11 protein-coding genes and 1 pseudogene are annotated in these 13957 nt (G+C 37.7%); 4 read left to right on the top strand and 8 right to left on the bottom strand.

The features are described 5' to 3' along the window. Positions 1-355: hypothetical protein (locus K345_RS0116565; RefSeq protein ID WP_028975112.1), on the bottom strand; the 355-nt coding region annotated here is incomplete at its 3' end. A gap of 352 nt (positions 356-707) precedes the next feature. On the opposite strand from K345_RS0116565, the gene K345_RS0116560 reads away from it, so the two are divergent. Next, positions 708-1046 (top strand): cupin domain-containing protein, encoded by a 339-nt coding sequence (locus K345_RS0116560; protein WP_053228414.1) that lies wholly within the window; start codon positions 708-710, stop codon positions 1044-1046. Positions 1047-1054: 8 nt separating this feature from the next. Here K345_RS0116560 and K345_RS22610 read toward each other — a convergent pair whose 3' ends face one another. Beyond that, a complete protein-coding gene (locus tag K345_RS22610) occupies positions 1055-3958 on the bottom strand; it encodes a substrate-binding domain-containing protein (protein WP_053228413.1) in 2904 nt (967 codons plus the stop codon). Beyond that, positions 3955-4308, bottom strand: a complete 354-nt coding sequence (locus K345_RS0116550) for a hypothetical protein (protein WP_028975110.1) — start codon at positions 4306-4308, stop codon at positions 3955-3957. The genes K345_RS22610 and K345_RS0116550 overlap by 4 nt, the downstream gene beginning before the upstream one ends. Positions 4309-4486: 178 nt before the next feature. Between K345_RS0116550 and K345_RS0116545 the strand changes: the two genes are divergently transcribed. Further along, entirely contained in the window at positions 4487-5311 is an 825-nt protein-coding gene (locus K345_RS0116545) for a sensor histidine kinase (RefSeq protein WP_028975109.1), read from the top strand. Here the strand turns inward: K345_RS0116545 and aspA are convergent. From aspA to K345_RS0116525, 5 genes and pseudogenes are all read right to left on the bottom strand, one after another. After that, entirely contained in the window at positions 5304-6740 is a 1437-nt protein-coding gene (aspA, locus tag K345_RS0116540) for an aspartate ammonia-lyase (protein ID WP_037572985.1), read from the bottom strand. The two genes, K345_RS0116545 and aspA, sit on opposite strands and share 8 nt — an antisense overlap. A 72-nt stretch (positions 6741-6812) precedes the next feature. Next, positions 6813-7109, bottom strand: a pseudogene (locus K345_RS23695) (Crp/Fnr family transcriptional regulator); the annotation flags it as partial. Positions 7110-7208: 99 nt separating this feature from the next. After that, positions 7209-8849, bottom strand: coding sequence for a methyl-accepting chemotaxis protein (locus K345_RS21575; protein WP_083963827.1), 1641 nt, complete (start codon positions 8847-8849; stop codon positions 7209-7211). A 43-nt stretch (positions 8850-8892) separates the two neighbouring features. Further along, positions 8893-11046, bottom strand: coding sequence for a patatin-like phospholipase family protein (locus K345_RS22605; protein WP_028975107.1), 2154 nt, complete (start codon positions 11044-11046; stop codon positions 8893-8895). An 18-nt stretch (positions 11047-11064) separates the two neighbouring features. Next, positions 11065-11895, bottom strand: coding sequence for a helix-turn-helix transcriptional regulator (locus tag K345_RS0116525; protein WP_156888445.1), 831 nt, complete (start codon positions 11893-11895; stop codon positions 11065-11067). A gap of 114 nt (positions 11896-12009) precedes the next feature. Between K345_RS0116525 and fabF the strand changes: the two genes are divergently transcribed. Continuing rightward, the gene (gene fabF, locus K345_RS0116520) at positions 12010-13254 is read left to right on the top strand and encodes a beta-ketoacyl-ACP synthase II (RefSeq protein WP_028975105.1); all 1245 of its coding nucleotides are present in this window, start codon (positions 12010-12012) and stop codon (positions 13252-13254) included. 69 nt (positions 13255-13323) lie between these two features. Next, positions 13324-13950: a Pr6Pr family membrane protein gene (locus K345_RS0116515; RefSeq protein WP_028975104.1), complete on the top strand. Its 627-nt coding sequence runs from the start codon at positions 13324-13326 to the stop codon at positions 13948-13950. Positions 13951-13957 lie beyond the last annotated feature (7 nt).

The following is a 13957-nucleotide window of genomic DNA, read 5'->3' as shown; positions in this document are numbered from 1 at the left end:
ATTCAGGCCCATTTAGATTAAGAAAAAACTGTTTTGACAAATACTTTATAAGACGTTCTTCAACTATCTCATTTAGATTTTGCTCAAGCGCGTTCTTTTCTCCCTCAATATCAAGGTCTTCCCCTTGAACTACTGTTAATTCCTGTTCCCATTTTGCGACAACCGCTTCGACTCCATACTCGGCTAAGCGAAACCAATCATCTTGTGTCTGTTGTTGATCGGCTTTGTCCAAATACACTTCTAATAAAGAGGAGTCATAGTTTTGTGAAAGGTCATATTGGCTTTGTCCATATATTGAGTTTACACTTATGATTAACAAGATTATAAATAGGAGAATTGAACTTTTCTTTTTCATTTGTTGCCCTTTTTTTATTTATTTATGTGTAAATACTTAAACAAATGAAATTATAGATCACTTTTATAATATTTTCTAAAATTTTTTCTCAATAAATTTAAATTATCCTATTACACATTCGATAATGTTATGTCCTTTGAATGTTGTAAAGATACATTAGTACTAGAAGATATCAGAAAAGCTCTTAGGACAAGAGGGTCCTTAGTTCTCCCAATATCTACAAAGAGACCATTCGCCTACCAGTCTATCTCCTAGCATATGGAAGAAAAAAGGACTATTTTACTTTTAATGACTTACATTCCTGCTATAGCCATGTGGCTCCCGGGTTTGCTAGGATAGAGGCGGAGGAATTATGGAAGCTAAAGATTTTTTTATCGGACCTCATGAAATGAAAATTGAGATTGTAGAGGGCAATGTAGAAAGGAGAATTTATACAGGCAAGAACTTACAAGTAGTCGAATATAGATTCCCCCCTAACAAAACCTTTCCTCCCCATAGCCACGATATTCAGGAACAAATGGGTTATTGTGTCAGTGGTCGACTGGGATTTAATATTGGTGGAATTGAAAAAGAACTTCATCCTGGAGAGTGGTATCATGCCCCCATAGGAGTGGAACATAATGCATGGACTTTTGATGAACCAGCCGTTTTACTGGATATTTTTTCACCACCCAGGGATGATTTAAGATAAGTAAAACATTAAACGGGGAAGGTAATAAGGAAAGTAGTCCCCCTTCCCCATTCAGATTCAACCTTGATGTCTCCTTTTAACCTCAGACAAACAAGGTTGTATATGATATTCATACCTAAACCTGTATGACCTTCATTTCTTTTGGTAGTGTAAAAGGGATTAAAAAGCTTGTTTTTTGTATCTTCCGTCATTCCCCAGCCATTATCCTTATAAGTCACAAGGATGTGTTTCTCTTCCTTATTGATACTTATATCGATATGCCCTTTTTCTTTTTTATCGAATCCATGATTAATAGAGTTCAGTATTAGAGTAGATAAAATCTGGTTAATAAAGGAAGGAAAGCTATCAACTTCCAGGGATCCTTCACAATGTAACTCGATACTATGTTGTCCTTTATCCAGTTGTGGAGACATTATTTGAATGATACTTTTTACGTACTCACAAAGATCAAAGTGATGTTTTTCTTCAAATCGTTGTTCTACAGCAATCTCCTTAAAATTTTGAACAAGATCAGCCGCTTTTCGTAGATTATCCAATATCATATGTGAGGTATCCTTTGATGTTTGAATCCAGGAATGTATAGAACTATCAGTAACAGTGGACAATAAATCATTCATATGATCATCAAGGAAGGAAGCCGCTGTAATACAAACTCCTATGGGAGTATTAATTTCATGAGCTACGCCCACAACTAATTCACTTAAGGCGGCCATTTTCTCAGCTTCATACAACCTTTTTTGAGTTATCCTCAATTCTTCATTAACCTTTTGTTCCTTGGCAATGGATTTTTTAAGGGGAGTAATATTGCGTGATATTTCATAAAAACCCTCAGTTTGTCCCATGATATTTTTGAGAACCATTCTGGTAGTTAAGTACCAGATAACTCCTTTTTCTGTTTCATAGGATTCCTCAACAGTAGAGGTTTGTTGGCTTTCTCTTAGAATCAACTGCTCCCAATATTGCGTTTTTGATAATCGTTCCGTAGTTATGAGTGTTTCCATATTTTTACCAATCACCTGCTCGTGAGTATCATAACCAATTGCTTTGATATAGGCACTATTGGCTCTTGTGATCTCACCTGTAGTACTTCTAAAATGGATAAGGTCTGGAACACTCTCAATAAACGAATCCAAGACATATTGTTCCTCTAAGAGACTTTCATTAGCCCGTGCCAGTTTATAGCTCTCTTGATGAAGAGCCTCTGCTAACAAAGCACTTTTTAAAACTGTAGATAACTTTGTTGTCATTGATTCATAGATAGTCCCCTCTCTGGGACCTAATTCATAGACCACATACCCTAACTTTTCGTCACCAAACATGAGCGGTCGAATCACATAATGTCCTGATCTATGATAGAAAGCAGATTCTTTGGGCAGAAAAGATTTAGTGGGAAAAATCAAAGGACAATTCAGACTTGGACTATCAACTGTTGAAATATGTCCTCCCAATTTTGAAGTAGGAGGTAAGCCTTTTCCTTCATAGTGATAGGGGAAAAGGACTAAATAAGCAGAAGGGAAGTTAAGCGTCTTAGCCAGATAAGAGAATCCCCTCACAACGTCATCCATCGACTGAGACATAGTTAATACTTCGTCCGCTAAACGAAGTTGTTCAGCTCTTAATGCCGAATCCATTTTATTTTTATTGTTAAGTTTTAAAAATTTATCAGTCAGATAGCCTCGAACAGGGATATAGGTATTTTCTAATTTTAACCGGGTTTCCTCATTTGAAGTCCGGCGATGAAAGGATTTACGATACTGATATAATAAGGAGTACCATTGCTCTAATAATACTTCAAAAGAGTGTTTTTCCAGGATTCTATCAACTATCATAAATAATAAATGTGGTTCATCATTTTTCAAGGCATGGACAATCCCCTCATGGAATTGCCTAATCATATCTTTTGTAAATATATCAAGATCAATAAGAGGCTTCTTAATCTCTTCGCAAATAAGCTCAGTTTCTGCTTCCAATATGTCTAAGGTTTTCAAGAAGGGTATATTTTCAATCTTTGCATGTTCTAAATGGAAATTCCATCTATGAGGGCAACCACAGGACTCATGAACTATCATGGAAGAAGGCAAGATTACATCACTCACTGGATTCTGGGTGTTAATCATTTCTAATAGTACTTCTACGGCCTTCCGCCCCTGTTCTGCAAAAGGCATGGAGACACTAGTTATAGAAGGGGTAAAACTTCTAGCTTCTTCAAGATTATTAAACCCTGTGACTATTACATCTTTGGGACAATTATAGTTGTATTTGCCTAATTCATCTAGAACACCTATTGCTACTCTATCATTGGCACACATAATAGCTTGAAAATCATGAGGTGGCTTTAAGTGACGGTCTTTCAGAAGTAATTCTACTCCCATTTGTCCGGTCTTCTTATCCCATTCTAGAGATTTTGATACAAGATTCTCATCATAAGGGATATTATGCGCTTTAAGTGATTCTTTGTATGCTTCAAGCCTTTCATCACCATAGGAATGGCCTTCAGGGCCACGGATAAAAGCTATTTTCTTAACCCCATGCTCCTGAATCAAGTGATCAATAATTTCTTTTATCCCCTGTTTATTATCAATGGCAATAACGGGATAATCATCAACCTTGACGGAAAGAGTTACAATGGGAAGATGGACATAGTGCTGTAAGAGTGCGGCGGTGTGCTTTGGAATGGAATTGGCCCATACAATTATACCATCAACTTGATCAGATTGGCATAATTCATAAACAAAATTATCTTCACTTTCCGGGTTTCTGCCACCAACAAAGGTAATAAGGTCACACTGATGTTGCTGGCAGGTATCATACAAACTATCCCATATAATACGAGCCGTATCTGTTGTTATTCCACCTGCACCAGTCATTCCTCGTGTAAGATAGGCAAGACGTTTTCTTCCCGTTTGACTCATAAATTTAGTGAAAAGTTTGCGATACTCTCGCCGCTTTTAACATAAATCATTTTGTCCTTATGCTTTAAAATATCAACTGCTTCTATCAAAATGGTACTTAACTTTCCTTCTTCGCCCAGTATTAGGATCTTATCCGCCATATCTGAGCGTCTTTTAAATTCCTCTATCCAGTAACTATTAAACCTACGTATATTAGTATCTGGGTTTATGTGACTCAAATCAATAGAAAGATTTTCCCAATTATAATTTTCTATGGAATTAATACGTTCTTTTATAGCTTGATATCTTATATAGGCGTCATAGCTAGGATCACTTAAGATCATTATTTTTCTTTTGTTAGAAGAATTCATAAAATACCTCATTACTATATCTATAACGTTCTATTCATTTTGTCAGTTTTTTTTTAATTATCCAATACATTTAACATAGGTTTATTTTCTCTATTTTTTCCAATTCTTCTATTGTGGTATCATTAATAGTGATGTATTCTTGAATTTGTAGTAAATTAGAATGGAGATCACCTCAATCATGTTAAGAAAAACATACATTAGATGGTTAATCATTGTGTTACTAGGTATACTCATTTTTCTTATCTCCAAACATTTTGATTTACTAGAGAATCTGATTGCCTTCTCTCATAGACATGAGGACTGGGAATTAGATGAATTACTAATTCTATCCCTCTATCTTAGTATTACATTACTATTTGTTAATCTAATTCAAATAAAAGAGTTACGTAAAAACTTACGTGATAAGAATACACTTATTCGTGAGATCAATCACAGAGTAAAAAATCATTTTACCTCCATGGAAAGCTTTATATATTTACAGTCAGAAGAATTAAAAGATATAAAGTGCAAACAAGCCTTAATAGAAACTTCCAGCCGGATAGGAACGATTCGATCAGTGTATGACAAATTAAGTCACAGAGAGTCAGATGATAATACAAAGATTTCTCTCAGAGAATATCTTGAAGACTTATCAAATGGCTTAGTGAAAATATTTCCTTCAGAATCTAAAATGCAATTGGAGACAGACTACGATGATGGGGACATAGAACATTCACAAGCAACGTCTTTGGGTATTATTTTCAATGAAATATTCACTAATTCCTTAAAATACGGCACCAGGAATGGTTATTTAAAGATTAAGGCATCAGCCAAAATCAGCCATAAAACCTGCATTGTCACCATTGAAGACAATGGTGAAGGTTTCAAGGAAGACTTTAATTCAACCCAGCATACTGGTCTAGGATTGACCATTATCCAAGCCGTCATTGACCAACTGAAAGGAACTATCAGCTTCGAAAATAAAGAAGGGGCCCATACTAGCTTCTCCTTTCCCCTTACCTGATCATATTCTCCGGATCCAGAATGGCCTCCAATTCTTGGGCGGTCAGTAATTTCTTCTCCAGGACAAGTTCACCAATGCCTCTTCCTGACGCCAAAGCTTCTGAGGCTAAAGAGGTACTCACTTCGTAGCCCAGATGGGGGTTTAAAGCAGTAACAAGACCAATAGAGGAATCAACGTATCCTCGACAGACTTCGGGATTAGCAGTAATACCAGCAATGCAGCGTTCTCCCAATGTGGACATACCATTTTTTAGCATTTCAATGGATTCAAATAAAGACTCCACAATAATAGGTTCCATAACATTTAACTCTAACTGTCCTGCTTCAGCAGCCATAGTAACTGTCAAATCATTACCTGTTACTTTAAAAGCAATTTGATTAACAACTTCAGGAATAACAGGATTTACCTTACCAGGCATGATAGAAGACCCAGGTTGCATAGGAGGAAGGTTGATTTCATTTAATCCTGTCCGTGGTCCTGATGACAGCAATCGTAAGTCATTACTGATCTTTGATAATTTAACAGCCAGTCGTTTTAAGGCTGAGCTATACATAACAAAAGAGCCTGTATCATGGGTGGCTTCTATCAAATCTGTAGCTAAATGGATATCGAATCCAGTAATATCTCTCAAATGAGATATGACACGGCCACTGTAGGCAGGATCTGCATTAATTCCAGTACCTATGGCCGTCCCCCCCATATTCACCTGAAGGAATAAATCAGAAGTTCCATTTAATTGATTAATATCATTCTTTAAAGTAGTAGCAAAAGCTCTAAAACTCTGACCTAATGTCATAGGTACGGCATCCTGCAGTTGTGTTCGGCCCATCTTAATAATATTCCTAAACTCAAAAGCCTTTTCTTCCAAAACCGCTATGAGTTTCTTAAGACCAAGTACTAGTTCCTGATTCCCCATCATTAAGGCAATCTTAACAGCTGTAGGATAGGCATCATTGGTGGATTGGGATAGATTTACATGATTATTGGGATGACAATGCTTGTAGTCCCCTTTTTCATATCCCAGGATTTCTAAAGCCCTATTGGCTATAACTTCGTTGGCATTCATATTAACAGAGGTGCCTGCCCCGCCCTGAATCATGTCTACAATGAAATGATTGTGCAGCATGCCATGATTTATTTCATCACAAGCTTGTGTAATGGCTTCTGTCGTTTTCTGCTCCATACTTCCCAGCTCATAATTAGCTAAAGCGGCTGCCTTCTTAACCATCATTAAGCCCTTGATGATAAGGGGATAGAAATTCAATAACATACCGCTAATGTTAAAATTCTCTCTGGCCCTTAAAGTTTGAACACCATAATAAGCACGGGAAGGAACATCTTTGTCACCTAATAAATCATGCTCCAATCTGGTTAAAGTAGAATGATAGAGTGTGGATACATTATCCTGACGTGGACTGGCATATTCCATTCGTCTGGCCATGATAGAACTAATACGGCCACTAACAGCTAAAGCGATGACACCGTCATTACGAAGATATTCAAATATCCAGTCCTTGGGAATCAATAACACTTCACAATCGGTATAGGCCTCTGCAAAAGCCGTATGAACGCCCTCAGGTTGAACAATAAGGGTTTCGTTCAAGAACTCCCCTTCCGAGAAGATAGTCAAACTTTCTTTCACTCCCTCCCCATTATATTTGTAAACAAGAATGCTTCCTTTTTGTATAACAAAGATATGATCCATCTTAGTATTTTGGCTAAACAGAGAATCTCCTTTTTTGTATTTTCTATTTAAAGAATGACTTTCTATCTTGCTTAATTCTTCATTAGGTAACATGTCAAATAGTTCAACCTTGGATAAAAACACAGGACTCTCCTAGAGGTAATGATTTTATTCCCTTAGTTTATAGAGTTTGCTTTGCTTACACCAGTTAAGTTAATCTATTTTAAAAAACTTCATATTGTGCGTTAGATCTTGAGCCTGGTCAGATAACTCTTTTGTTGCAGAAGCGGCTTGTTCAACCAGAGCGGCATTACGTTGAGTATTATCATCTAAACTAGTCATGGTTTCGTTAATCTCCTCAACACTGGCTTGTTGCTCTTGAGATGTGGAAGATATTTCACCTACAAGAGAAGCTACTTTAGCTACAGCCTCCTGAATTTCGGTAAGAACATGACCTGCTGTATTGGCAATATCCACTCCTTCCATAACCTTACCATTACTTGCTTTTATGATTTCTGTTATCTCACCAGCAGCTTTGTCTGATCTCTTGGCGAGCTTACGAACTTCGACAGCCACAACAGCGAAGCCTTTGCCCTGTTCTCCCGCCCTAGCAGCTTCAATAGAAGCATTCAAGGCCAGTAAATTAGTTTGAAAGGCTATATTGTTCATAACTCCTATGATATTTGCAATTCTATTACTTGAGTCATTTATTTCATTCATGGATTGGATCATCGTTTGTACAGCACCGGCACCTTCTTTACTTTTAGCCAATGTATCTCTTGTTAATTGATCCGCTAATCTTGTACTTTCACCATTGGAGTCTATGGAGGAGCGCATCTCTTCCATGGCTGAAGAAGTTTCTTCTAAAGCAGCGGCCTGTTGTTCTGTTCTGTTAGACAGATCTTGATTGCCCATTGCTATTTCTGTACTTGCCTGAGCTATTTGTTCAGCGCCGAGGGTTATAGATCTTGTGATATCAGATAAACGAGTTGTCATAGCTTTGAAGGACTCAACCAATTGACCCGTTTCATCATTTGCCGCATCTGGAATAGATACTCTGAGATTGCCCGTTTCTATTTCCTGGGCAACAAAAACACATTCTTTTAAAACCTTAATAGGTCTATTGATAATGTGATAGAGTATCATCATTAAAACAATTAATATGACACCAATTATAAACAAAACTTTCACTATAGCCCAACGGACAGCATTATCCATAGTCTCTAAAGAGCTAATGACTTCAAATGTCCCGTGAACTTCACCAGCAGACCAATCTTCCATTAAAGCCCCTGTAGGATCCAAGCCTTTATTATTGCCCCAGTATTCCTGACTAAGAGCAGGATCACCATGACATATCAGGCATGACTCACCCAGGATAACCGGTCGGAAATATCGTACAGCATTCTTATCCTTATCTATCATGAAGTATTCAGGGATTCCTTCTTCTCTAAAGGTTTGAAGGATTTCCAATTCCAAAGGATCTGGTTCATTAGCAGGATTACGAGGTTGAATTTTACGAACACGAAACTCATACCCTCCCTCTTCGGCTTTACTTTGGGCAGATTGCCAAGAGGAGACCACCGGAACAGAGGCTAAAACTTTATCCTGTCTTCCATCATCACTCCAGGTCTTAAGCATTTCTACAGTAAAAAGATCCAAGTCCCATTTCGTTTCCATCTCTTCTCTGACTGCTTCTGTATTAAGCAAAATAGCCCGACTCTTTTCGACTATGGCGTTTAGGGAACTATGGCGGATATCTGTCACATAGATGAACGCAAATAGTATACTAGTAACTAATAAGCCAATAACTACAGGAATAATAAACTTCCATTTCATGGAAAAGATCTTCTTCATAAGCTAAATTATGAAAGACGAAATTTAGAAAATCAAATATAAATTAATAATTACTGGTAAAGGATGTGGTGGTTTTTAGACCTAGAAAACCTGAAAATTCCAGGTCATCATTAAGACCAATTAAACCGGTTAATTCCCCTATGGAGGTATTGGCTGTCAGACCTATCGACCCTCCCCAGAATTCTCTCAGAGTACTATAGGTATCAACAGCAGAATCCTCCCAACTAAAAATACCATTTATAGTATATTCTCCATAAAACTCTTCCCCAAGACCTAAGGGCAAATCAAACAAATAGATTCTATTCTTAAGTCCCGCCATAACAAGATTTTCAGCCCGGATTTCCTGTGAATAATATCCATGAGCCAGATGATTTGTTCCTAATGAGGGCATTTCCACAGTCTTCATCCTACCATGAACAATGTTTTGATTTTCCCCATAAGGGTTGATTATTAAACGTTCACCTATGGGAATATAAGCATCAAATAAAAAACTGGAATAGCCAAGGGTCTTCTGATCTTCATCTATAGACTCTACAAAGCTAAGTCGGGAATTTATTCCGCTCTTCGGAGTTATCGTTCTATCTAATGTGTCAATTGAGAATTCTCCGATCATTCCGGATCTAAACCAATTATCATTGTCAAATAAAACAGTACCAGACTCCCTTCTGGTATTATAGAAAGTCCCATATCCAGTTACCTTTAAATTTATAAAATTAGTTAGAGACCATATACTGTTTAGGGCCATACCTGATCTGGTTAGAATATACTGAGCTTCAATGCCGTTGCTATCAAAAAAATACTGGTTATCATTGAGAAAACGGTATTCTGCTTCAAGAGCAAAAGGACGAAACTGATGCTTATAAGCAAGCTCGAAAGAAGGTCTGGTTTGTAAATTTACCCGTGCGGCTACAGAAGAATTAAGATCCTTCCCCCAGTAATATTCTAATTGTGATTTAAGAGCCATATAAGAAATCCGGCTATCAATGGTTTGACTATGAAAATCGTAACCAAAGGAGGCCATCACCTTTGGTTTTTCTACAGGATCGAGTTCAATAACAAGATTGTTGCGACCAAATTCCATGGGAACCAAACGGTATCGCACATTATAATATTTTCCCCGATCAAACAGGCTATAAACCTGTTCTTGTAAAGTAACAGCATTTGTATCTTTATCAATAAAACTAACATCTACATCATAAGGAGGAGACAGGATGATATCATTAATACGAATTTGTGTATCATCCTTGGCTTTATAGACTCTTGACTTCGAAGTCTGTTCTAAAGCAAGGGCCTTCAACTCTTCCCTGTGAGCACTAGCAGCTTCATATCCCAGTTTAATAAGCTCATTGGCCTGTTGAAAATTAGCCGGGGTGTAGGAATCGACATCTGGCTCGATAAGAATATCTGCCAATTCAAGACTCTTTTTTAAACGATCATTGATACGAAGAAGCATAGCTTGATTTGCTAATTGATTCACATTACTGATTTCATTAGCTTCTGTTTTGAAGTCAAAAAGGGATACCAGTATAATTTTATCAGCTCCTAAACTCTTAGCCACATCAGTAGGAGCATTATTCGACCAATCACCATCAACAAGATAACGCCCCTTATAGTACACAGGAGTAAAAACACCAGGAATAGACATGGAAGCTCTTATTATGGTTTTTAAATCCCCATGATCCGGGACAAATGCTTCTCCATGCAGTACATCTGTTGACACAGCCCTAAATTGTCGTGGAAGGGAATCAAAGCTTTGAACGTTATTATATGGTATCAGTAAGTTGTCTAGATATTCCATGACCTGCTGGGCATGAGAAATACCAAGATTTTCCAGTCTGTCATTAATCTTAATAGGAAAACGCCATAAATAATCAGCCTGAGCTTTCTTCTCATCATAGCTCAACAGAGATCTGTTGTACGTATCCAGAAACAATTCCTGCCAGTTAGTATTGGTCACCACATCCACCAGATCCTGGGATTTCCAGCCCGTGGCATATAATGAGCCTATAATACTGCCCATACTGGAACCAACTACAATATCAGGATCTATTCCTTCTTCTTCCAATACCTGAATCACTCCTATGTGAGCAAAACCAAGAGCTCCTCCACCGGACAGAACAAGAGCGATTTTTTCAGCATTCGCAAAAAAAGGAAAAAGTAATATCAAACCTATGGCTAAACATTTTATTCTATTCATATTACCACTATAGTACCCTTAATTCTTGCTTTCCAACAAGCGTAGCTGCCGGGGAGAATGGCCCATCTTTTTCTTAAATATGTGGTAAAAATGGCTTAAATTATTAAACCCACAGTCCGTACCAATATCAATTATCTTTTTATCTGTCAAAAGCAATTGGTTTCTCGCTTCACGACAACGAACGGTGTTCAAGTAATCCACCAATGTTTGCCCTGTCTCCTGTTTAAACAAGGCATGGAAATGAGATCTACTCAAAGGACAAAAATCGAGAATATCTTCCACGGTAATCTGATTCTGATATTCTCGATTTAAGAAATCCACCACTTCCTGAATATGTGTATTCTGTGGAGGACGAATATCTTCCAATGGAACTTTGAACCTCTTATCCCGAATGACCGTAATCAACAACTCGATAAGCTTAAGACGAATGGCCCAGGAATAGCCTCTATATCTATTTTTAAATTCCCATAGCATACTATCCACTAATGAGTTCATCCTTTCGGTTCCAATGTTAGACATATAGATGTAAAGAGGATCCCTATCATAGTCCTTTATACGTTCGAGGATGAATAAAGCTTGCTTTCCCATACTCACTTCTTCCATAAAAAGCTCTTCAGAAAAAATAATATGGACAAGTTGAAAATCTTCTTCCTGACCATGAAACTTACCAACAGGATTCAACAGTATTGTCCCTTTTGTTACAGGAAAAGGTTTCTCACCTTTCCCATATAGCTCTCCTTGACCAGTTAGGCAATAAATAATCTCATTTTGCCCTTTCTCACCAATAGGACGAAGATCAAAACCTCTGGATCCTAAAGAGATTTTTCTAATGAAGAAATATAGTTTCATAACATTAAAATAATAGCTATCAGACAATTGCACAATATTTTTGGATAATTCATAAAGATTTTATTTCAAAGACTAGTTAGATTTAAATCAGCCTATGATAATAAGGATGTTAAGATGAGTAAAAAAAGAGTCGTCATTACTGGAATGGGTACAGTTAATCCCTTAGGGAACAATGTAGCTCAAACATGGCAAACAATACTCAATAAACAGTCAGGAATTACTAATATAACGAAATTTGATACAGAAAACCTTAGTGTAAAGATAGCAGGCGAAGTAAAAGACTTCGATTACACACAATATTTTGAAGGTGATATGCTTAAGAAGGCCAAGCGGATGGATAGCTTTTGCCACTATGCCGTAGCAGCTATGGCTGAAGCAGCCGAGCAATCAGGCATAGAAACGGTCCCTAATAAAGAACGTATCGGAGTGACCTTAGGTTCTGGAATTGGAGGATTACAAGTACAGCACGACAATAGCACAGCAATGGCCATGAAAGGACCACGTCGTGTTAGTCCCTTTTATATACCCATGTCCATTGGTAATATGGCTGCGGGAGTCGTCAGTATATTATACGGTTTGAAAGGCCCCAATTTTAGCCTGCAGACAGCCTGTGCTACAGCTAATCATTCAATAGCCACTGGGACTATGCTTATTCAGAATGATATGGCTGATATGATAGTGGCGGGAGGTTCAGAAGGAGCTCTACTGGATATATCTATCGCAGGTTTTGGGAATATGAGAGCCCTATCAACAAGAAATGAGGATCCTCTTACGGCTTCCCGTCCTTATGATACAGATAGAGATGGCTTTGTCCTTTCTGAAGGAGCAGCGGTTCTGATATTGGAAGATTATGAACATGCTGTTAAGAGAAATGCCCCTATCATAGCTGAAGTTCTATCCTGTGGAATGTCTGGAGATGCCTATGACTTTGTCCAGCCGGATCCAGAAGGAAAAGGGGCTTTTATAGCGATGAGAGAAGCCATGAGATTAGCTCAACTGAATCCAGAAGATTTGGGGTATATTAATACCCATGGAACCTCTACTCCTTTAGGAGATATAGCAGAAGCGGAAGGGGTTGCCAAATTATTAGGTTCGGCTGTCGACAAATGTTATGTTGGATCCACTAAGTCCTATCACGGACACCTTTTAGGAGCAACATCCGGTGTAGAAGCTGTAATAACCAGTCTAGCGATACAAAACGGAATTATTCCAGCTAATATCAATATCTTCAACAGGGATCCCAAACTTCCCCCTATTCTATTACCACAGGACATTATTGAAAAACCTATCAAAGCAGCTCTATCTAATAGCTTTGGGTTCGGTGGACATAACTCCAGCCTGATCCTGGGTAAAGTCTAATACCATTGGGTTGCCTTTATGGGCAACCCAATTCTATTGTGCTATATTAGGTAAAAAAGGAGCTATAAATTGTTGTTTAAAAAAAATAAATGGTTTGGAACCTTTAGGTTGATCATCTTCGCCTTTGCCCTTTTCGCCGTCATTAATCAGATGTTTTTTCTTCATGATAATAATGGGCCTTTAGATGTGGTCCTCTACTTTACAATCCAAAGTAATATATTCGTTGTCCTCTTCTTAGCTATGGAAATATACAATGATTTTCTACCGGGAAGGTCCTTTCCAATCCGTTCCAGTGTCCATGGTGCAGTTACGCTTTATATCCTTATCACAGGATTAGTGTATAATCTGCTTTTAGCCCAAACATGGGATCCTCAAGGGATGGTACTCGTTATAAATACCATCACCCATACTGTTGTACCCAGTTTATTTCTATTAGACTGGATATTGACTCAGGAAAAAAAATCATACAAATTTAAATATGTATTCTATTGGCTCATTTACCCTCTGCTTTACCTGGGTTTTGGTTCATTCGAAGGTTCAATGACAGGCCAATTCCGGTATTTCTTTTTAGATTATCAGCACCAGAGTCCAGGCTCTTATTTTGCTAACTTATTCATTGTACTGGGTGCTTTTATTACTGTGGGGGTCTTATTAATTGGTTTAAATCGCTTATATCCGAAGAAGCTAAGCAAGTAAAACTATT

The sequence above is a fragment of the Spirochaeta cellobiosiphila DSM 17781 genome (assembly GCF_000426705.1).
GTDB classification, from domain to species: domain Bacteria; phylum Spirochaetota; class Spirochaetia; order DSM-17781; family DSM-17781; genus Spirochaeta_E; species Spirochaeta_E cellobiosiphila.
Note: the sequence above shows the minus strand (reverse complement) of the source record. Positions and strands in the feature narration are given on the sequence as shown.

Coding starts and splice junctions, on each gene's coding strand:
- K345_RS0116560 (WP_053228414.1), top strand. CDS start 708: ATGGAAGCTAAAGATTTTTTTATCGGACCTCATGAAATGAAAATTGAG.
- K345_RS22610 (WP_053228413.1), bottom strand. CDS start 3,958: ATGAGTCAAACGGGAAGAAAACGTCTTGCCTATCTTACACGAGGAATG.
- K345_RS0116550 (WP_028975110.1), bottom strand. CDS start 4,308: ATGAATTCTTCTAACAAAAGAAAAATAATGATCTTAAGTGATCCTAGC.
- K345_RS0116545 (WP_028975109.1), top strand. CDS start 4,487: ATGTTAAGAAAAACATACATTAGATGGTTAATCATTGTGTTACTAGGT.
- aspA (WP_037572985.1), bottom strand. CDS start 6,740: ATGGAATATGCCAGTCCACGTCAGGATAATGTATCCACACTCTATCAT.
- K345_RS21575 (WP_083963827.1), bottom strand. CDS start 8,849: ATGAAGAAGATCTTTTCCATGAAATGGAAGTTTATTATTCCTGTAGTT.
- K345_RS22605 (WP_028975107.1), bottom strand. CDS start 11,046: ATGAATAGAATAAAATGTTTAGCCATAGGTTTGATATTACTTTTTCCT.
- K345_RS0116525 (WP_156888445.1), bottom strand. CDS start 11,895: ATGAAACTATATTTCTTCATTAGAAAAATCTCTTTAGGATCCAGAGGT.
- fabF (WP_028975105.1), top strand. CDS start 12,010: ATGAGTAAAAAAAGAGTCGTCATTACTGGAATGGGTACAGTTAATCCC.